Raw genomic sequence first — 20,288 nt, 5'->3', positions numbered from 1 at the left:
AAAGAAGCATGACAATGGGATTATTGTTGTCCATTGTCATGCTTGCCTTGCAAAAAAATGCTCTCAGATTGTTCGGCAAAATCTTAATCGAACATAATACGACGAAGTTCTAATCCTTCTGATGTCTGCTGTAATCGATGTGTCTTTGTCCGTTGGGTATGGCCGGTCATACTCAGCAAACCATTTGCCTGCCCCATGACCTCCACGCGACCTCTGCGAAACAAATCATTTACAAAGGATTGAGCAGCTTTTTCCCCGGAAGGTGTAAGCACTGCACCAGGCTCAGGGATCGCAGATGTAACAGGCAACCGTTTCACATCCCGTGGGATTTGCACCAGGAGTGTCTGGTTGCGCAGACCATAATCTGCCCCTTGCAGAGCAATCTTCGGAAGCTCCTCAGATGTCTCACGGGCGGAAGGTGGCTGAGCTGCTGCTAACTGAGGCCGGATACCGGAAACAAGCATATTCGCGGATTCCAAAGAAAGGATGCCATATCTGGTAAATGAGTTGATCAGCACTTCACGATACTGTCCGCTTGTATCTGCCTCTATCATGTGCGCGGCTACCTGACTGTAATAGTCGGGGACAACGGGGGCTGCCAGAACCCCTTTCACCAGCAATCGTCCGATCTCCTCGCTGACCTGTAAAAGTTGCTTCTCGGTAGTATTCTCAGGTGAGGGAGAGAGGAGAGACACCATGCCAGCCAGAACATCATAGAATGCACCAGTAAACACACGCGAGAACGAATGAGGTTCAGATGTAAGCGTGAAGACCGGACCTCGGGGAGGAAGTGTTACTGGATCAAGATAAAAGAGAGAATTGACGGCATTGCGCAGGCAGTCAGGATAAGCCGAGTCAGGCCGCCGCCGCCGCAAGGCCCATCCAAGCTGTTCTGCCAACCGCGACAGACGTGAGGAGCAGTGCATGTCTCCATCGGTTTCCACAAGCACTTTTTCGCGGAACGTCTGCAATTGTAGAGCGGAGAGCATAGCGCTGATATCGCCAAAGGATTCATGAAAGGCAGCAATTTCATCGCTGGCGGCGTTATAGAGTTGGGGACGAAGGCCATCAAGCACAGCATGCCCAAGTTCATGACAGATGACATCAGGACTACTTCCAGAGTAGATGATCCTTCCACCAACTTTGGCATGGAAAAACGAAAGCCCGTGCTCCTCGCGGGAATAGTATGCGTTCAAATCTACTCCGGCGTCCAGCCTGACAGACAACGTGGCACCGACTTCCTGCTCCCACTTAGCTGTATTGCCAATGATACGGCTCCAATAGTCTGCCGCTCGTCGCAGAGCTACCGCTGCCGACCAGTATCGAAACCCTTGCGTATCAGGATCAGGGCTTGGATCAGAAGCCTCTTCGACAATTTCAATGGCAAGCGGGGGAGTATCCAGTTGAGGCATAGGTTCAGAGACAGGCGTTGGCGCTTGACCTTCCGGGCTTCCTGGATCATCTTCCCAGGCGAGAACGTTGGTTGTCACGCCACGCTCAGCGAGTCTTACCCGTTCACCTTGTCTGGCTCGTACTCTAGCGCTGCCATTTCCGGTCTGTTTTATCACTTCTTGTATATTATCCATCTCTTTTTGCATATTTGGAAAAATTTTACGAAGGTCTTCTGGACTATTTACTTTATCAAGTTCTTCCTGTATATCAGAAAGTGTCTCTCGAACCTTCTGAATCTCCCTGTTAATTTGTGATGCCTCCACGTGCTAATTCTCCTTGTTACACTTACCAGAAAGCATTTTTGTTTGTGTTATGCACATCAACGCTTTCGTCTCGAAAGGCTTCTATTAAGAACCCCGGTCAGGGTGCCTGCCAATTGCAAGCACCCTATACGAAGATATCGGCTTTAATGAAGGTATCCCTTAACAGTGAACGCCTCTCAACTCCCCCCACCTAGTTTATACAGGAAGAGTGCCTCTGCAATCGCAATATTCTTTAACTCGTCAGGGTCCAGGCTCTCATCAGTACCATGAATATTTGCCTGTGGCTCCTCCGTTCCCCACAACAGAATATTTGCCTGTGGGATGTGTTGTGCGAACACGTTGATTAATGGAATCGACCCACCAGCGCCAATGATCGTGGTTGATTTGCCATAGGCCTGTTGCAAAGCCCACTCAGCGGCGCGATAGATATCATTATCTGTACTTGCACTATAACCCTCACCGCTGCCTTCATCGCTAAAACTAATGTCAGCATGCCAGGGTCGCCTGCTCCGCAGGTGTTGCTTTAATTTGTCCAGGGCTTCCTGGGGATCTTTATCGGGTGGCACACGCAAGCTCACCCGAGCGCTTGCACTCTCAATCAGAGCATTTGTTGCCCCTTTGATAGCTGGAACATCCATGCCGACGACGTTGACCGCATACCCGGCCCAGAGACGGTCTCCGATAGTACCTTTTCCGGTCAAATCAACTTCCGGCAAAACGCCTGCCTGCTGCCGAAATACCTCTTCGGTCAATGGATTACTCCCATGCCACGGATCAGAGGTCAGTTCATCAATAGTGACATTGCCCTGCTCATCTTGTAACGTTGCCAGGGTCCGAATCAGGGCCATCAGCGCATCAGGAGCCGGCCCTCCGAACAGACCGCTATGTACCCGCCTCTGCAACGTACTCATCTTCACAGTAACAACGACAATTCCACGTAAGGCTGTGGTGAGCGTCGGCTCTCCCACTTTCCAGTTCCCCGTATCTGCGACGATAATAGCATCAGACTGGAACATGCCTGTTTTATCGTTAGCAACATAGGCCTCCAAACTGCCAATACCGGTCTCCTCTTCTCCCTCTACAACTACCTTAACGCCGATTCCAAGCGAGTCTTTCAATGCACTGACGGCCAGAGCGTGAATCAGGATGCCTGATTTATCATCCGAAGCTCCTCTGCCATAATATCGACCATCTTTCAGAGTGAGCATAAACGATCCTTCTCCCCATCCTGGCTGCACGTCGTAATGAGCGTAAAGTAGGACGACCGGCTTATCATGGGATGATGCTGGGATTTCTCCAAAGATGGCATTGTTGCCGCTGGGCAATACAATCTCTCTCGTTGTAAACCCCGCTCGTTCCAGGACCGTCTTCGTTGCAACTCTTGCGGCAACCATCCCAGCTTTTTCCTCCGAGGATGTCCCAGATGCGACCGATTGACACTGAACGAGGGTGGCCAAATCTTTGAGAGCCTGTTCCATACTATTCGTGATAGTCTGTTTGATCTCTTGTGAAGTCATTGTAGTGGTCATGCGTTCCTCCTCAGTTTCCAGTCTAATATCATTCGTCCATTGCACGCAACGAATGATCCACTGGTTTCTTGAGCAGGGAAGCACTGAGAGCGATATCTTCCTCGTGCTCTCTGCGAGGAAGCCGAAAAAGGCCAGATAAAAATACTCTTTTTATTCGATAATTTATCTATATATTCTTTCAAAGATGCAGACAAATGATAACACTTTTGATGACAATTTGTTGGTATAGAGGGGGCATATCAGGACACAAAGAACATATCAGCGCACAACCAAACTTTGATCTACAAAGCTATTGGGAAGAGGAGCGCCGCTTCCTTGATGTCCACAAGCAATCCATCACGCTCCTCCTGCATATCACGCCGCAGGCACGCTACAATCTGCGTGGCGAACATATTGTCTTACAGGAGGAGCGTGACGGCAGCGCCCTGATCCAGGCTGAGCTAGAATCGATAGAGGCTGCCGCATTCTATACGCTCTCGTTTATGCTGAGTCGCAGCCTCATTATCAGATACCTTTGGTGCGACTCTTGCGGGATCAAGTGATCTTCTCGATATGCAGAGTATATCCTTGAATGCTGAGACAATCTATGCTGCATTATCCTGAATAATAGTCTGATCGTCTCAAACAGAGGAGAATAGCATGGATGTGCGGTCCCCCGAGTGAGAGCTAAGATTGGCTCTCACTCGGGGGACCGCTGTTTATTGAGCTGAGACCAACGATGCTCGCAACTGATGGGCCGCCTCAACCAGATGGGTGAGGGCAGGTCGCACCTCTTCCCAATGCCGTGTTTTCAGTCCGCAGTCGGGATTGACCCACATCTGTTCAGGGGCAATGACGTGCAGGACATGGCGCAACTCATCAACAAACTCTGCCGTTGTTGGGACGCGTGGCGAGTGGATGTCGTAGATGCCAGGGCCAATATCGTTGGGATAACGATAGGTCTCAAGTGCGTCTAGCAGCTCAAACTGTGAACGCGCCGCCTCTATCGAGATCACATCAGCGTCCATACGCCCAATATCCTCGATAATATCGTTGAACTCAGAATAGCAGAGATGGGTGTGAATCTGCGTCTCATCGCGCACGCCGCCAGCTGCCAGTCGGAAGCAGAACACCGCCCAGGTAAGATAGGTTCGCCAGTCGGCATGGCGCAAGGGTAGTCCCTCACGCAGCGCAGGCTCGTCGATCTGGATGATATGAATTCCAGCTGCTTCCAGGTCCAGCACCTCATCGCGGATCGCCAGCGCGATCTGTTTGCAGGTCTCAGAGCGCGGTTGGTCGTCGCGCACGAATGACCACTGCATGATCGTAACAGGCCCGGTAAGCATGCCTTTGACGGGTCTTGACGTGAGCGATTGCGCAAACTGTGTCCAATAGACCGTCATGGGTTGAGGGCGCGCGACATCGCCATAAATGATGGGTGGACGCACACAACGCGAGCCGTAGCTCTGCACCCATCCATACTGCGTAAAGAGCATGCCTGTCAATTGTTCGCTGAAAAACTCAACCATGTCGCTGCGCTCGAACTCGCCGTGTACCAGTACATCCAGTCCAGCCTCTTCCTGAAAGCGAATCACCTGCTCGATAGCCTGACGCAAATACGCCTCGTAGCTCGCATCATCCATCTTGCCGCTTTTATGAGCTGCCCTGGCAGCACGAACTTCAGCCGTCTGGGGATACGAGCCAAGCGTCGTCGTCGGCAAGATGGGAAGGTGCAACTGCTCCTGTTGCCGCTGCTTGCGAATGTCATGCTCATGGGGACGCTGGGCCATCTGCTCGCTAATGGCCTGAACACGCTCGGCCACCTGGGGATTATGGATGCGCGGCGAACTACGTCGATTGGTAAACGTACGGCGATTCTCCTGAAGCTCGGTATCAATTGCGGCGCGACCTTCATTGACGGCGCGAGCAAGCAGGCTGATCTCCTCGACTTTTTGATTGGCAAAGGCCAGCCACGAGCGCATATCTTCATCAAGGTGCGTCTCCTGCTGCACATCAATCGGCACAAGCAGTAACGAACAGGAGGGGCCAATCAGGACGCGCTCCGATCCAAGCGCCTGCACACCACGTTCGATCAAAGCAAGGGCGCGGTCAAACTCGGTGCGCCAGACGTTGCGGCCATCGACGACGCCCAGCGAGAGCGCAAGCGAGGCAGGGACAAGACTCAATACCTGTTCCAACTGCTCAGGGGCGCGCACAAGATCGAGGTGTAGCGCGGCTATAGGAAGCTGTACAGCCAGGGGCAGGTTGTCGCGCAGGTCACCAAAGTAGGTGGCAAGCAGGATACGCAGCGATGATGCGGCGACCAATCGCGTATAAGTGCTGCGATACGCCTCCTGAGCTGCCTCTGTTAGATCGAGCACAAGACATGGCTCGTCGATCTGTACCCAATCAGCACCAGCCTGTGCCAGTTTCCGCAACACCTCTTCGTAGACGGGCAGGAGCTGGTCAAGCAGGGTGAGCGGATCAACGCCGCTGTGGTGCGTCTTACCAAGCAACAAAAACGAGATCGGACCAAGCAGGACGGGGCGCGTGTGGATGCCCAACGCTTTTGCCTCCAGAAACTCGTCAATCGGTTTGGTCGAGGCAAGCTGAAAGCGCTGCTCCAGCTCAAACTCGGGGACGATATAGTGATAGTTGGTATCGAACCACTTGGTCATCTCCATCGCGGGAATCGCGCTCGCCTGATCCTGATCGTTCTGCATACCACGAGCCATCGCGAAATACGTGCGGAGATCAACCACTGAGCCATCCCATTGATAGCGTTTGGGGACCGCTCCGACCATTGCGACGGCATCAAGGACGTGATCGTAGAGAGAAAAGTCGTTAGATGGAATATGGGTCAGGCCCGCACGCTGCTGCAATTGCCAGTGTTGTTGGCGCAGACTGGCAGCCTGAGTAAGCATCTCAGCCTCACTGAGTTTGCCCGACCAGAATTGTTCGAGGACTTTCTTGAGTTCGCGCCTGGCACCAATGCGAGGATAACCGAGATTCGTAGCGTGTACCATACATCAGTTCCTTTCAACGCACCCACCAGCCAGTATGCGGTGGGCGACGAGAGCCAGCAAACTAACAACAAAAAAGGACACCAGCATAGATCATGGTGTCCCAGCCCAGGCGAGCGGCTGCTTGCTTCCGCCTCTCTTTCAGGCTTCCCTGTGGTACTCCACATCGTTCGCCAGTTGCCTGAAAGCATATTTCCTTTTGCTACTTCTAAGTATAGGAAATGCTTTTATAAAGTCAAGTCTTTTCCCGATGCATCCTCGATGCAGCCTGCAAAGCCTCGCCGCCTCGTGCGCGTGCATAGGCGAGAAATGCCAGCGTCTCTCTTTTTCGCTGTATGCGATTGTGATAAAGCGATGGCTGATCTGGATGGTGACGAATGCGCCACGCCTCATCAAGCAAGAGTTGCCAACGCTGCGGAAAACGCTCGCGCCAGCGTTGCAGGGCCACCGATTTCGCGATAATCTCCCCCTCCTCAATCGCGCTGAGGATGCGACAGAGGGTGGCAACGGAGGTCATGACCCAATAATCAAACCAGAATAGATATGCTCGCCGGGCCTTGCCAGCCCAATAGACATCGAGATTGAAGCGCATCGCCTCCAGCACATCATCCCATGTCACGGTAAGCGGAAGCGTGGCGGGTTCCGGCCCCAGCAGACGGATGCCCTGATGCTTTGTAATCCATGCCATCGTTGCATCAAGATGTGCAGGAGTGGTAAACGTGCCATCACGAAAGATAGCAGAGGGTGACTGTTGCTGGAGAGGAATATAGGTCACGTCCATCAGCTTACAGAGCGGTTGCTGCTGTACAAGCTGCGCATGAACGGCAGCGAACTGCTTCATTTCTTCGCTGCTCCACTCGCCCTGTATCAACGCCAGCACATCGATATCGCTCTCGCCCTCCTCAAAAGCTCCGAGAGCAATAGAACCATGAAGATAAATGCCGACAAAGCGAGCATGCCAGGACACAAGGGCGTGAAGATACGCATCAATGCATGGTTGGAGCGAGGCGGGAATAGTGCTTTCCATCAAATACATCTCTTTCCCGATACATAAACTATGTTGCCTGCTTCGTAAAATGTACCATATTTTTTTGCGCATACAACTATACGCTTTGCAACAACCAGAAAGGAAGCAGCAGGGCTTTCCAGTTCTCCGCTCAAAGGGGTGCAGGGTCTCCCTGCCGGGGTCTGGGGTGTCCCCAGTTTCCTTCCCTCCTTCGCGCGCCGCCTGCGGCGGCGCGCAAAAGAGAAGAAAAAAGGTTTTTTGCGGGGACACCCCGCACCCCGGCAAAGGGCTGCCGCCCTCTGCACTCCCGCTAGATGGGAGAATTGGAAAGCCCTGAAGGAAGCAGGCAAAATTCGCCATATTGATCTCAGTAATGTTACACTAGATTTGCTCACAGAAGCACAGCGGTCTGGCGTACGCATTGCAAGCGTCAAGAAGCGCTACAATCCTGTGAACCCTAGTTCTCTGAACAGGTTGTTGACTGGTGTATAGAGTAACAGATTTAGTATCGACATTTATCACTACACCTCAAGGATAACGAGAAACATTAGATGGGCATTCTTTTTGGGCTGCTGGCGGCCATCTGTTTTGGCCTTGCAGATTTCGTTGCCACACACGCAACCAGACGCATCGGTGTGCTGCGTTCGCTTGCGGCAATTCAATTGTTAGGCGTCTTCGTCGTAGGAGCCGTACTGCTCGTTACACAACAACATGCACCACCTCTAGATCCATCGGCCTGGGGCATAGCGGTAGGCATCAGCATCATCAACTTTATAGGAACAGTGTTGCTGTATCGCGCCTTTACGATTGGTACACTCTCGCTTGTTTCGCCTATTGCATCCGGTTTTGCGGTCGTGACGGCTATTCTGGCCTTTTCCAGTGGAGAACGCCCACCCATCCTCCCTCTTGCGGGAACCGCATTGCTGGTTGTGGGGGTGATCGTCGTTTCCCGCACTCGTAACACCTCGAATGCTACAGCGCTTGCCGGGGTTCCAGAAGCGCTAGGGGCCAGCCTTTGCTTTGGCTTCTACTTCTGGATGCTCAACAGTGTTACTCCTACGTTGGGAGCATTCTGGCCGGTGTGGATCACCCGGTTGGTGCAACTGCTCTGCGCGCTGCTTATGCTGACCGTGCGCGGTCCCTTCGAGCTAAAGCTGCTCTGGAAGGCCAGCCCGTTGCTGCTGATCGCAACCGTGCTGGATTCAGGAGCGTTGCTCGCATTCAATCTGGGCATCGGACAGACATATACAACCGTCACAACAGCACTGACCTCGCTCTACAGCGCCGTTACCGTCCTCCTCGCCTGGCTGTTTTTACGCGAACGGCTCTCTTCGGGTCAGTGGGCCGGTGTGGGCGTCATTCTAGCTGGCGTCCTGCTTGTTAGCATGTAGCAGTGAGTGCAAAAGAAGGCAAACGCCCATCTCCCACAGTTGGTGCCGTTGCCTTCTCCCAACGCTACCTCTTCTGATATCATTTCTTCCACCACTGAAAAGTTCCCATGTCGAGGCTTGACTTTTTCCAGGCCATCTGTTATATATATGTCATTGATATATATGGCTTATATATACATGGATGATATATAAGCACACTGTTCTGTTGACGCTAATCAGGCACGGCATTGGATAAATTTTTTGAGGAAGGAAATCAGTCATGTTTGATCTTAATACAGCGCAAGAAGGCCAGCCCAAAGGTTTATATAAAGGTTTATTGATAAGTTTATTGTTCAATATTGGTATACCGCTTTCGCTCTACTACCTCGCTAAAAGTTACCTGCATGCCTCCGAAGTTGTAGCGCTTAGCGTGGCCTGTATCTTCCCGGTGGTCAATAATATTGTTGAGATCATACGCCATCGTCGACTCGACTTTTTCGGCCTGCTCTTTCTCGTTGGTGCCATTATCAGCACCGCTCTCACGCTGCTAGGAGGAAGCACACAGCTTATCCTGATCCGCGAATCGATGATTACTGGCGCTTATGGTCTGCTCTGCTTCATCTCGTTGCTCTTCTTCCCGAAACCCTTGATGTTTTATGTTGGCAGGCAGATGATGACCGGTGGCAACCCAGCCAGGATCGCGCAATATGATGCGGGTTGGCAAAAGCCACATGGCCGTACCGCGCATCGCCTGATTACAGCCGTCTGGGGTTGTGCCCTGTTTGGGGAATTTGTCCTGCGCGTGGTTATTGCGCTGCTGCTGCCCCCGCCGGTGGTACTGGTACTTGGCCCGATCCTGCTCACCATCGCAATCGGGGGCACCTTCTTCTGGATGTTTGGCTACATCCGCCGGGTACGGGCGAGAGTGCAGCAAGCTGCCTGAGCAGCAAGCCAAAGCGAGCCGTAGAGGAGGCGATTACCTCCTCTACGGCTCATGTTTTTTCTCAGACAACGGCGTTTAACCGCCAGTGGTAACGGTGCCATCGGCATTAACTTTTACCGCAACCGCCTTCAGAGGCCGATCGGGTGGCCCCTGCAAGACGGCGGCATTGTTAAACGGGTCAAAGTAGGCGGTGTGGCGAGGACAAACAATCTTTTGCTTGCCCCCATCGTAATAGCAGGTGACGCCCTCATGGGGACAAGATGACTCGAACGCCACAAAATTGCCATTGGGCAAACGTATGAGCAGGCTATTATTGCCGTCCGCCGGATTGGAGAACGTCTTGGATGAATTATTTCCCTGATTCGTTGAGCCAACCACCGTTCCAGTATGACCGGGCATTGGTGTTGGCGTTGGCGGCTGCGTCGGCTGTGCAGTGGGCGTTGGCGGCTGCGTCGGAGCTGGTTTAGCCGTTGGTGTCGGTGGCTCCGTAGGAGCTGGCTTGGCCGTTGGCGTCGAACCAGCTTTCGTCGTCGGGCTGGCTGGTGTGGTCGCTTTAGCCTGCTGCGCACCCGTCTGGGCCTGTGGTTGCCCATTACGTAGCCGTTGCGCTAACGTAATACCTCCAAAGCCAAGCGCAGCGACCATAGCAACACCTCCACCGGCCAGCAGCGCAACGGTCCGACGCCGCCCCTTATCTACCTGACTCTGCTTCTTCGTGTTCAAGGGAGGAAGTGATGCAGCTCGCGTCATCATCTCCGTAGGCGCATCATTGCCCAACGATGGCTGGTTGCTGGCCTGCGCAAGAGGTGCGGCCATCGTCTTGTGCAAAGAAGAGGCAGCAGGATTTTGCACAGCACCTAACGAAGTTGTAGACCACCAGACAAAGGGATCGACATTCAAATCCTCTGGCGAATCCAGCAACGCCTGAGCGCCGCCGGGTGTCTTTTGAGATGGGAACGAAAACTGAGGCGTCGTGGGCATCTGCCCGGCCTGTCTGTCCCTATCAGTTTGCTCGGCCTGGAGCACATCCTCATTAAGCCAGTTGTTGGCAGGTGATAACGTCGGAGGCGCGTTCGGCGATTTCTGGTTGACCGTTCGCGGCAACGGCGTCACGGCAGGCAATTGCACAGAATCGATGACTTGCAGCACACGCTCCATAGCTGTTACCAGACTACCTGCGCTCTGATAACGTTGCGCCCGATCAGGCTCCAGCGCCTTCTGCACAATCAGATCCAACGCTGGAGACAGCTCAGGACAAAAAGTGAGTAACGAAGGCGCTGGCTGTTGCACGTGCCGCAGAGCCGTTGTCATCGGATCGGCACCGGAGAACGGTGGCTTGCCGCTCAACAACTCAAACAACATAGCCCCCAGCGCGTACACATCTGCAAGGGCATCGAAAGGCGCGCCCTGTACCACTTCTGGCGCAATATATTCAGGAGAGCCGAGAAACGTTCGGGCAATACTAAAAAGATGGGCGTAGGGATGTTGCACCTGCTCAAGGCCGCGTAGTTCAAGGATGTTTGCCAATCCGAAGCCAGCAATCTGGATCTTCCCATCCTGATCCAACAAAACATTTGTGCTTTTCAATGTTCCATGTACGACGCCCTGCCCATGAGCATAATCAAACCCTTCAGCGACGGGACGCAGAATATCGAGTGCCTGCGATGGTGAGAGATGGGGCTGCAACTTGAGTACTTTGGCAAGTGAACCGCTTGTAATTAGAGGCGCAACAAGGTAGGGAAAGCCAAACTGCTCACCGAAATCATATGTTGGTAGAACGCGCGGATGCTGCAATTTCTTCAAGTCAGCAGCTACATGTGTAAAGCGTTCTTTAAATTTTTCGCGCAATTGCGGTGAATATTCTGGCGGTAACAAAAAGGCCGTTAGCATAACTGGCTGTTGTTGTACCACGTGGCGAGCCAGATAGACGGCGTTTACATTGCCATGTCCCAGCAGTTGCTCAACCCGATAAGATCCCAATGAGTTGCCGACAAGCTGTTCTACTGACAGTGATGTTGAATTCATACAAACCCTCATAATACGGAGATGGATTACCATATTTTAAAATGGCGAAATAGGTTTTGGTTGAGCCGCATTCCCCTCGAATGAGAGTGTATACACAGTATTAATAGATAGTCAACTATAACCTATCGATACCAGGACTTGTGGGGGATTACCTGCTTTTTTGTATCACCCTTTGTCTTCCTTACACATCAGGTTTTCATCCGTCAACTATTGTTGAGTATCCGTAAGTGCTCTTCATCCGTAGCACAAGGGAAAGAGGATAAAGAGGACGAAGAGGACGCGAAGAATTCATGCTACTACGCAGGTAAGACTATCACTTCGCTCTATACAATGAGGATTGAAAAATAATCCACTAACGATTTTTCGTAGTTGTGCGATAAATCGCGCGAGAGAAGCTCCATAGGTGAAATGCGCGTGATAAATCGCACAACTACGAAAAATAATCATTATATATTGTTAGCACCTCAAATATTCGTATCTCCGTTTCTATCAATACTGTTTATATTAGTACATCACGTTAAGGAGTTGTATATGAAGAGATCACCTCAGTTAGATCGCTACCAGCAATATGTTGATAAAACGCTTCTTGATGCAATTTATCAGAAAGCACAGGCGCTTACCGGCCTGCATATCCTGCATCTCAACACGACCGAGACAGGAGGAGGAGTTGCAGAGATCCTCGAAGCGCTGACCCCCGTCACCGAAGAGTTCGGCATTGAGCAGGATCGCCATATCATCCAGTTGGACGAGCAGTCGAACCATTTCACAGGCAGATTGGTCGATCTTTTACAGGGCAACCTTCCCGGCGACATACCAGAGAAAGAGAAGCGCATCTTCCTCAAAAAGTTGAGCGAGACTTTACCGCATCCAGAAGAGTGTCAAGCAGACATTTATTATGTACACGACTTTCAGTTGGCCCCACTTGCTCATCTGTATCCCTGGATGCAACCCGCGCTCTGGTTTTGTCACATCGATACGGCCCATCCCAATCCCAATGCAGAAAACTATATTCGTCAATATCTGGATGATTATGAACTCTATACCTTCAATACGGCCCTCTCTGTATTCGACAATTTGTTGCCCCAAAAGACGCAGGTGGTTACACTTGGTATTGATCCATTTATCGAAAAAAATGCGCCAATGGAGAAAGAGCGCGGCATGGAAGTGCTGGCACGCCTCGGCATCGATACACAGCGGCCGCTGATTACACAGGTCTCGCGCTTCGATAAGTGGAAGAATCCCTGGCAGGTCATCGACATCTATCGTCAGGCAAAGCAGCAGATTCCACAAGTGCAGGTTGCGCTGGTGGGAGCAATGGAGGCAGCCGACGATATCGGGGCCAGTGAGGTACTGCACAAATTGCAAGACTATGCCAAAGGTGATCCCGATATTCACTTCTTCTATGATCCCAAACAGATCCAGGGCGAAGAGGTCAACGCCTTCCAACGCTTCTCCGATGTGATCCTTCAACGTTCATCACGTGAAGGCTTTGGTCTGACAGTCACTGAGGCAATGTGGAAAGGTCAACCCGTCGTAGGTACTTCAGTAACAGGTCTGCGCGCGCAGATTGAGGACGGCACTAACGGCTATATCTCCGACGATACTGATGCTGCTACAAAGCATACGCTAGACCTCTTGCAAGATCGCGCCCTCAAACAAAAGCTGGGGAAACAAGCCCACGAACACGTACGCGAACATTATCTGCTGCCAATGATGATCCTGAGCTATCTGGATGCGCTCGAGAAGGTGCATCAGCGACATAAAGCTCGGCAACAGGCCAACTCACCCTCGCCAGTGGGAGATTAACATCGTAGTACTCTGTCAACCTTCATGCGTTGATGCATCCACGACATCCTGCGGGCTGGGACCGTGTATAGCAGGGGCGATGGCTGGTCCTCGCCCGCCTCCCCAACCCACGCGATGAGGCCACAGGGCGAGGACCAGCCATCGCCCCTGCTATACACGGGGAGCCGCCACCATTCCGTATGCCAAATGAAGCTCGACTACGACACTCTGGAGTCGTAAAGAAGTCCTTGACGAACAGCCTTCGCCCTGGTATAGTACGGATGTTCCTGTTACTTTCTACCAACGGGTGTTTTTGTTTCTCTTCTCCAGGGAGGTAATTCGTGGAAATCGCATACAAAGAGGCAAAAAGCATTCTGACTCCTCAGCAGCACGGCTTCCTGGCTGCCGGACCCTATCCCTTTACGCATGCGCTCTCGGCCTATACCGGCTGCGGCTTTGGACAAACAACCTGCGGCCTCTATTGCTATGCCCAATTTCTCCCCAACTGGGCCATGAGCGGGTTTGCCGCACCCTGGGGTCAGGCAGTGCAGGTCAAGACGAACGCGCCAGAATTGCTCGAAAAGAAGCTCAAGAACATGCCAGAGGCGAAACGACAGCGATTGCGCATTTTTATGAGCAGCACGACCGACCCCTATCAACCCATCGAGCGCACTCAACAAGTCACGCACGGCTGCCTGGAGGTGTTTGCGCGCTATCCCGATCTCGACCTGCTTGTCGTGCAAACGCGCTCTCCGCTGGCAGAACGCGATCTCCCCCTGTTGCGACAGATCCCCTATGCCTGGCTCTCCATCACTATTGAAACGGACGATCAGCACCATCTGAAAAGCCTTAAAGGTGGGCCACCGTTAACGAAACGCTGGTCGTTGGTTCGAGCTGCCAGCGCAGAGGGCGTCCCCACACAGATCACCGTCAGCCCTTGCCTTCCTTATACAGACGTTGCCACGTTTGGTACGCGCTTAATCAACAGCGGCGCGCAACGCCTCATCGTCGATACGGTGGTCGATGGCGATGGAGCCGATGGCGAACGGACGGCACGCAGCCCATTTGCTCAGACCTCAGAGGATTGGGCAACCACCACGCATGCTCATCAACTTCATCGCTATCTTCAGCAGCAGACAACAGGAACGTCGCTCGTAATTGGATGGAGCAATCCGGGCTTTTGCGGCATCCCTCCGCGCTTTAGCCAGGAATCAGGCGTACCGCTTCTCCAAACGGCACAGCATCCGTGCTGAGGCTGCCGGGGGAGAGAACCCAGAGCAGCGGCCAGGGAGGAGGCTCAGCGGGAAAGGTGCCATAGCCATCGGTCAGGTAGACACAGACAGCCGGATGCATATCGCTCTGTTCGGCCTCCACCGCCGCAAAAAATGGCCGAAAATCGGTGCCACCGCCACCAACCGGCACCGGTAATTCATCCTGCGTCAAGAGCGGATAGGGGCCGTGACACTCTGTATCCACATAGTACAGCGACGCCTCCAGATGGGGATAGGCGCGCAGAATCCCGATCACCTCGCCGAGAAACTGCGCGATCTCCTCCTCATCTATGGAACCACTGGTATCTACGGCAACGTATACGCGAACCGACTCGCCGGTCAACGTTTCCAGATAGAGTCGCTGACCGATAAAGCGGCGGTCGTAGCCTTGAAAATCTGTCGGCGTCTGCACAAGGAAGCGCCAGAGATACGAACGCCAGTCAAGTTGTGCGGAGTTGAGATGAGGAAGCTCACGCTGCAAACCGACCGGAAGTACACCATGTCCCTGCATCCTTGCCAGCGTTTGCGCATGCTGCATCGCCTCGCGCCAATGCGCCTCAAGCTCTACCACATTCTGTGGATTCACACTGGCATCTTTCAGGTCAACGATCTGGAGCGCAGGTTGCTGGCCGCTCTGTTGCAGGATATGATAAATCTCTTCAACGCTCAGATGCTCCAAACTCGGATTGCTGATGGCCCCTGCTGGCAGCTCAAAGTTCGGCTGGGCCAGCACAATGCCATTGACCACGATATCGGCGGCAATATTCCAGAGCAACAGATCGCGATGACCGCGCCGAACGGTATGGAGCAAGGCGGCGTGCAAGACCTCATGGGCCAGCAGTCCCAGGCGTTGTGGCGGCGTCAACTCCTGCCAGAACTGTTGATTGAGATAAATGTCGCGCCCATCCGTCCCCGCTGCTGGCACCGCGTCAGTGAAATGGATACGCGCAAAGAGCGCCAGTGTCGCAAAAAACGGCGAACGTACCCGCAACTGCAAAATAGTGGCCGAGATCTGCTTCTGTAATGCGTCGTTCTGCTCCATCGAACCATCTCTATCTTAATGGGTCAATAACTTCATGTATTCTTGAAACATTTTTTTCAGGCGTGGATCGCGATCAACCAGCGCTGCCAGCTTGTTCAATTCGTTGCGGCTACGCAGCAAGCGGAACAGGTCGGCGACGAAAAGCTGAACCCATTCGGTGGTCGCCTTTTCAGCGATCCACTGGAAGCCACGATAACTCTCCTGCAAGCCATTGGCACGCATCGCCAGCGCTATTGTAATAGCATAGCGCAAAGATGGTTCGGAGGGAAACATGATATGGCCTCCATTGCCGTTGAGGATGCTCGCGACATCGGGCAACTGATGATAGAGCGCCACGAATGAGGCAAACTCAGCCGCCGCGCCCGCCCCCACAACTGAGCCGATATCGAGGCCAACACGATAGAGATCGTTGGCAACCATCCAGGAGCGTGGCGAGGGCCACGCCGGTTGCTGCGGGTCCAATTTGTGCAACAGGCCAGGACGAAACGAGAGAAACGCCAACAGATGCTCATGGATGCCATGCCCCAGCGCGTAGGCTTTGAAGCTCTCAAAATGCGGCTCCACCATCAGGTGAATGAAGCGATTGGCAAGTGGCGCAGGCATATCGTAGACGGCGGCGCGATCTTCCTTACGATTGCCAGCAGCCCAGATAAACCAACCATCTGGGACAGCATATGAGCCAATGCGTCGATCCAGAATCAATTGTTGCGCCATCCCCTGCATAGCGGGTGGTGCAAGATTGAGTTCGTCTAGAAAGAGAATACCACGCCCTTCACGGGGCAGAAATTCGGGCGGATACCAGCGCGAGACACCATGTTCGGCAACTGGCAGCCCTCGCAGATCAGTCGGTGCCAGTTGTGAGAGGCGCAGATCGATCACATCCAGATCGTGGGCTTGAGCCGTCTGGACTACAATGCTAGATTTGCCGATGCCGGGCGCTCCCCAGATCATTGTACTGAACATCAAACGATGCTCGACCAACCGTTGCAAAAAGCGAGAAAGAGCTTCAGGTGTCATGCGCATATCCCCTTAAAGTACCACGTTTCCATCCATATTCAAGGTACGTATATTTTTGATGTCACAGGAGGGCTCGACCTCATCCACCAGACATAATACGGCTCAAGAATTTGTACAAACGAGCCCGGTCATCTCCCTCGTTTCATAGTCGAGCGATTTATCGCGGAGGGTAGCCCATCGTCGGCTTCCCGCGATGAATCGCTCAACACGACAAGGCAAGATACCAGTTTTTTTCTTAAACCCTATTCACTTGCATACTTTAGTTTGACCACTATAGTACAGCTAAAACGACCTGTCAATGTTAAACGGGCCAATCTCCCTCTAAGTACCGCTTGACCAGGCCCGCATGCGAAAGTGGCCGCGAACAGTCCTCAACCTCAACATTGGTCTCATAATCCAGCAACACTAGCGGCTTCTCCATAGCAAGACGTTGCAGTTCTCCGAGCTGCTCCTGAAGACAGTGATCCAGCACCCAACGATACGAAGGCAAGTAGATCAGATAGCGGGCCTCGATGTAGGAGAGTAACCGTACGCCTGCAACACCAGCTCGATGCCCCAGGACGCTTCCATATTTCCTGGCTGAGCGCTTGATCCCCTTCATGCTGACGACTGCGAACCTGGAAGGGTCCACATCCATCTGTTCAAACACTTTCAAGCCCTGCCAGATTCCCTCAACGCTGGCGCTGACCACTCCTGAAGAGAACGGCACTGGAATATCTCTGTGAGGATAAAAAGGGCTGAAGCACACCCAGGGTTCGGTCCCGCGCGATGTGACATCGATGATATGAGCATTCCCGTATCGCTGCCTGAGCGTCGTGATAGCAAGGCGTTTGCTGGCTATGAATATCTTCATCATTCCCTCAAATCACTTTTCCCCTCATTCTCGCCGGGATGCTCAAAAGCGGAGAATGCCTCATCTTATGCCTGCTCAAGGAAGCGCTCGATACCGAATGGGCGGATAAGTTCCGGTGTTTGCCCGGATGTGATAAGTTCGGCGATCATTTTTCCAGTAATCGCGCTCAACTCAAAGCCCATCGCGCTATGCCCGGTTGCCAGGATCACGTTCTCCCAGCCGGGAGCCTGACCAAGCACCGGATGACTATCCCGCGACCAGGGGCGCAATCCCGCCCACATCTGTACAATCGTCGCCTGTTCAAGCGCCGGAATCAGACGCATGGCGCTGTTGAGCAGCCAGGAGATGCCACCAGCGGTCAGGCGTTTATCGAAGCCCGCCTGCTCAACGGTTGCACCGATAAAAATAGTCCCGTCGAGCTTTGGCACAAAATAAACTTCCTCGCTAAAAATGATGTGCCGCAGGGCCGGTTTGGGCTGTCCCAGCGAGAGGATCTGCCCCTTCATAGGAACGACGGGAATCGTCAGACCTAACCATTCGCCGCAACTGGCCGACCATGCGCCACCCGCAATGACGAGCCGCTGACAGGAGATCGTTTCTCCCCGTGCCGTCTTGATGCCAACCACGCGCGAACCGCTTCGCATGATCCCCACAACCTCGGTTGCCAGAGCAAAACGTGTTCCCGCGCGCCGCGCAGCCTCCGCATAGGCCCGTGCGACCGCTGGTGCTTTGATACTACCCTCTCCCTCGATCAAAATCGCTGCCTGAATGGGCACATTGGTCTGGACACCCAGCAGCGGTTCACGCTCACGAGTTTCATCTTCTGTCAGCCATGTCATCTTTGCGCCCAGCGCTTCCCAACTCTTCATCTGTTGTCGCAACGCCTCGACCTCGCGGTCATTGGCGGCAATGTGCAATGCGCCAACGCGCCGATACTCCACCTGCACGCCGCTCTCCTGTTCGATTTGCGGCAACAAAGTGGGGGCAAGCGACCAGCTCGCCAGTACTAGATCAGAGAACGGTCCCGGCTCCGTCAGCGAACCGAAGGGGGCAAGCAATCCGGCAGCAGCGCTCGATGCTTCCGCCGCCACCTCCTGCCGCTCAACGATCAGCGCATCAACTCCAGCTTTGCGTAGCTGATAGGCGATGGAACAGCCTATCACGCCACCCCCAATAATCGCGACATCACAGCTTTGTTGCGTATCCATAGCGACTGCCTTCTCAATGTGTTCAAACGTATGCAACGGATATGCGTTGCAGTGAAACCATCCGCACACCGCAGGAAGATCCGCTCCCTGTGTGGCCCACAGCCGAGCAAGGAACCTCATCAGAATACGGTATACCTTGTCCTGCTCGTTAACGCCGGTGCGAGTGTCTTAATGCCCAGGTCAAATGCAACTACGCTGTTATTATCGCACGTTTCCTCCTCCCGTAGGGTCATATCAGTTCACATAACAGTGTGACCACTATCAATCTTTTAGTAGTGGTCACAACTGTGGCGAGGGCTACGAGAAGGCTCCCATGATCCACGGCGCAATGAATTGTTGCGGACCAAAAATCAGTTGTTCTTCTTCTCGGTCCTGATGGCTTCGCAAGAGGTATTCAAACTGGAACCTTTCGCAATAGAGACGTATCTTCCACTGCTTGCAGACGGTGAGAAGCGCAAACTTTTGGGCATTCGCTTCGCTCACTCTGCACAAGTCCTGGTATTTACGCATGGCTACGGCATACTTGAGGGGAATCTGATCTATATTGCTGAAACGGCTATACTTGCCTATTTTCGTCGCATACGCCTCTTCTGCGCTTATAACAGAGGTATCTGATCCAGGGTAACGGTAGTGAAACCCTCCTTGATCTAGATCGCTCAGTTCTGCCTGCCTGAAATGTTGGACAATGTCTTGCGAACTTTGAACGACGCCTCTCGATGCAAAGTAATAGTAAAGACTATCATTATGCGCAATCAGCCCCGCTGCTACTGCTGCTCCCGCGAGAGAAGGATGTCTCCCGGACAAGAAGTGCATATAAGCAGGAGTGATGGTCGGATACAGAATCATCAGGTTATGCGGAGGAGGGCCTTCAAACCCTCCCGGTGGAGGACTGATAACGAGCACTTCCTGGTCCAGATCGCGTGCCAGTTGACTTGCCTGCCGGTGAACGTCTCGCATATGGAGTTCCTCATCCACTCCTTCCTCCTTATACGGTAAGAGAACGTCCTCAAGAGGCTCGTTCTGGCCCTCCTGGAGCATGGTTTGTATGTGGCTTTCCGCCAGATCTGCCAGCTCCTTTATATGTGCTTCCTCTGCTGGCGTCTTAGACTTGACAGCATTTGATGGCGTAATCAGAACAACTTCTATGGTTTCGTCATCCCCTACAAGGAAAAGGGATCGCTTCATAAAAGTGCAGTATTTTTTCTCAGATAAGTAACGCAGTATTTTAAGGTAGATTGAATCCGCTTCCAACACCAGGACAGGAAGAGAGTGAGCTATGATGATTCGCGATCCAATATCGATAGTTGGAACAGCGATAAGCACCTGTGTGGTATCCGGGTCAGACAGCTCCCTCTTCATGAAGTCCCAGATATCTCTGTACCCATTTGCGGAATCGGCTGACCTTCCATCTGGCGTAAAAAGGGCCTTTGCAACGGACTGGCGGGGGAAGTGCATAATAGCTGCCGCGAAGTAATCGCTATCGCGGCTCTGGGTAAAGCACAGGGACGTTGAGATCATTAAA

At 52.9% G+C, this 20,288-nt stretch carries 16 protein-coding genes and 1 riboswitch; of the genes, 6 read left to right on the top strand and 10 right to left on the bottom strand.

Going from position 1 to position 20,288, the window contains the following annotated elements:
• Window positions 1-83 precede the first annotated feature (83 nt).
• Entirely contained in the window at window positions 84-1,715 is a 1,632-nt protein-coding gene (locus K3T83_RS55015; RefSeq protein ID WP_220211620.1) for a hypothetical protein, read from the bottom strand.
• 176 nt (window positions 1,716-1,891) lie between these two features.
• Window positions 1,892-3,244 (bottom strand): M20/M25/M40 family metallo-hydrolase, encoded by a 1,353-nt coding sequence (locus K3T83_RS55010; RefSeq protein WP_220211619.1) that lies wholly within the window; start codon window positions 3,242-3,244, stop codon window positions 1,892-1,894.
• A 194-nt stretch (window positions 3,245-3,438) separates the two neighbouring features.
• On the opposite strand from K3T83_RS55010, the gene K3T83_RS55005 reads away from it, so the two are divergent.
• A complete protein-coding gene (locus K3T83_RS55005; protein WP_220211618.1) occupies window positions 3,439-3,786 on the top strand; it encodes a hypothetical protein in 348 nt (115 codons plus the stop codon).
• Window positions 3,787-3,942: 156 nt separating this feature from the next.
• Here K3T83_RS55005 and metE read toward each other — a convergent pair whose 3' ends face one another.
• The gene (gene metE / locus K3T83_RS55000) at window positions 3,943-6,249 is read right to left on the bottom strand and encodes a 5-methyltetrahydropteroyltriglutamate--homocysteine S-methyltransferase (RefSeq protein WP_220211617.1); all 2,307 of its coding nucleotides are present in this window, start codon (window positions 6,247-6,249) and stop codon (window positions 3,943-3,945) included.
• A gap of 96 nt (window positions 6,250-6,345) precedes the next feature.
• Window positions 6,346-6,437, bottom strand: a riboswitch (ZMP/ZTP riboswitch).
• Between the two features lie 44 nt (window positions 6,438-6,481).
• Window positions 6,482-7,273: an aminoglycoside adenylyltransferase domain-containing protein gene (locus K3T83_RS54995; protein ID WP_220211616.1), complete on the bottom strand. Its 792-nt coding sequence runs from the start codon at window positions 7,271-7,273 to the stop codon at window positions 6,482-6,484.
• 138 nt (window positions 7,274-7,411) lie between these two features.
• On the opposite strand from K3T83_RS54995, the gene K3T83_RS58515 reads away from it, so the two are divergent.
• The 3 genes from K3T83_RS58515 (at window position 7,412) to K3T83_RS54985 (ending at window position 9,565) form a co-directional block, all read left to right on the top strand.
• The gene (locus K3T83_RS58515) at window positions 7,412-7,744 is read left to right on the top strand and encodes an aldo/keto reductase (RefSeq protein WP_373324778.1); all 333 of its coding nucleotides are present in this window, start codon (window positions 7,412-7,414) and stop codon (window positions 7,742-7,744) included.
• A 59-nt stretch (window positions 7,745-7,803) separates the two neighbouring features.
• Window positions 7,804-8,643, top strand: coding sequence for a DMT family transporter (locus K3T83_RS54990; RefSeq protein ID WP_220211615.1), 840 nt, complete (start codon window positions 7,804-7,806; stop codon window positions 8,641-8,643).
• 259 nt (window positions 8,644-8,902) lie between these two features.
• Entirely contained in the window at window positions 8,903-9,565 is a 663-nt protein-coding gene (locus K3T83_RS54985; protein ID WP_220211614.1) for a VC0807 family protein, read from the top strand.
• Window positions 9,566-9,640: 75 nt separating this feature from the next.
• Here the strand turns inward: K3T83_RS54985 and K3T83_RS54980 are convergent, their stop codons facing one another.
• A complete protein-coding gene (locus K3T83_RS54980) occupies window positions 9,641-11,590 on the bottom strand; it encodes a protein kinase domain-containing protein (protein ID WP_220211613.1) in 1,950 nt (649 codons plus the stop codon).
• A gap of 531 nt (window positions 11,591-12,121) precedes the next feature.
• On the opposite strand from K3T83_RS54980, the gene K3T83_RS54975 reads away from it, so the two are divergent.
• Both K3T83_RS54975 and K3T83_RS54970 read left to right on the top strand, forming a co-directional pair.
• Complete coding sequence (locus tag K3T83_RS54975) at window positions 12,122-13,396, top strand: glycosyltransferase (RefSeq protein ID WP_220211612.1); 1,275 nt, start codon at window positions 12,122-12,124, stop codon at window positions 13,394-13,396.
• A gap of 320 nt (window positions 13,397-13,716) precedes the next feature.
• Window positions 13,717-14,628: an SPL family radical SAM protein gene (locus tag K3T83_RS54970; protein ID WP_220211611.1), complete on the top strand. Its 912-nt coding sequence runs from the start codon at window positions 13,717-13,719 to the stop codon at window positions 14,626-14,628.
• Here K3T83_RS54970 and K3T83_RS54965 read toward each other — a convergent pair.
• From K3T83_RS54965 to K3T83_RS54945, 5 genes are all read right to left on the bottom strand, one after another.
• Window positions 14,576-15,688, bottom strand: coding sequence for a vWA domain-containing protein (locus tag K3T83_RS54965; protein WP_220211610.1), 1,113 nt, complete (start codon window positions 15,686-15,688; stop codon window positions 14,576-14,578). The two genes, K3T83_RS54970 and K3T83_RS54965, sit on opposite strands and share 53 nt — an antisense overlap.
• Before the next feature lie 15 nt (window positions 15,689-15,703).
• A complete protein-coding gene (locus K3T83_RS54960) occupies window positions 15,704-16,705 on the bottom strand; it encodes an ATP-binding protein (RefSeq protein WP_220211609.1) in 1,002 nt (333 codons plus the stop codon).
• Window positions 16,706-17,006: 301 nt separating this feature from the next.
• Window positions 17,007-17,561, bottom strand: a complete 555-nt coding sequence (locus K3T83_RS54955; protein ID WP_220211608.1) for a DUF6939 family protein — start codon at window positions 17,559-17,561, stop codon at window positions 17,007-17,009.
• Window positions 17,562-17,623: 62 nt separating this feature from the next.
• Window positions 17,624-18,766 carry a glycine oxidase ThiO gene (gene thiO / locus K3T83_RS54950; RefSeq protein WP_220211607.1) on the bottom strand — a complete coding sequence of 381 codons (1,143 nt, stop codon included), beginning with the start codon at window positions 18,764-18,766 and terminating at the stop codon, window positions 17,624-17,626.
• Between the two features lie 297 nt (window positions 18,767-19,063).
• Window positions 19,064-20,284 (bottom strand): hypothetical protein, encoded by a 1,221-nt coding sequence (locus K3T83_RS54945; RefSeq protein WP_220211606.1) that lies wholly within the window; start codon window positions 20,282-20,284, stop codon window positions 19,064-19,066.
• Between the last annotated feature and the right edge of the window lie 4 nt (window positions 20,285-20,288).

It is taken from the genome of Reticulibacter mediterranei (assembly GCF_016587455.1).
This window is presented reverse-complemented; position numbering and strand designations above follow the sequence as displayed.

Excerpts from the sequence above, each read along its gene's own strand:
- K3T83_RS54980 (WP_220211613.1), bottom strand. The coding sequence starts at position 11,590 with ATGAATTCAACATCACTGTCAGTAGAACAGCTTGTCGGCAACTCATTG.
- K3T83_RS55005 (WP_220211618.1), top strand. The coding sequence starts at position 3,439 with ATGATAACACTTTTGATGACAATTTGTTGGTATAGAGGGGGCATATCA.
- thiO (WP_220211607.1), bottom strand. The coding sequence starts at position 18,766 with ATGGATACGCAACAAAGCTGTGATGTCGCGATTATTGGGGGTGGCGTG.
- K3T83_RS54990 (WP_220211615.1), top strand. The coding sequence starts at position 7,804 with ATGGGCATTCTTTTTGGGCTGCTGGCGGCCATCTGTTTTGGCCTTGCA.
- K3T83_RS55010 (WP_220211619.1), bottom strand. The coding sequence starts at position 3,244 with ATGACCACTACAATGACTTCACAAGAGATCAAACAGACTATCACGAAT.
- metE (WP_220211617.1), bottom strand. The coding sequence starts at position 6,249 with ATGGTACACGCTACGAATCTCGGTTATCCTCGCATTGGTGCCAGGCGC.
- K3T83_RS54975 (WP_220211612.1), top strand. The coding sequence starts at position 12,122 with ATGAAGAGATCACCTCAGTTAGATCGCTACCAGCAATATGTTGATAAA.
- K3T83_RS54995 (WP_220211616.1), bottom strand. The coding sequence starts at position 7,273 with ATGGAAAGCACTATTCCCGCCTCGCTCCAACCATGCATTGATGCGTAT.
- K3T83_RS54945 (WP_220211606.1), bottom strand. The coding sequence starts at position 20,284 with ATGATCTCAACGTCCCTGTGCTTTACCCAGAGCCGCGATAGCGATTAC.
- K3T83_RS54965 (WP_220211610.1), bottom strand. The coding sequence starts at position 15,688 with ATGGAGCAGAACGACGCATTACAGAAGCAGATCTCGGCCACTATTTTG.
- K3T83_RS54955 (WP_220211608.1), bottom strand. The coding sequence starts at position 17,561 with ATGATGAAGATATTCATAGCCAGCAAACGCCTTGCTATCACGACGCTC.
- K3T83_RS54985 (WP_220211614.1), top strand. The coding sequence starts at position 8,903 with ATGTTTGATCTTAATACAGCGCAAGAAGGCCAGCCCAAAGGTTTATAT.
- K3T83_RS54960 (WP_220211609.1), bottom strand. The coding sequence starts at position 16,705 with ATGACACCTGAAGCTCTTTCTCGCTTTTTGCAACGGTTGGTCGAGCAT.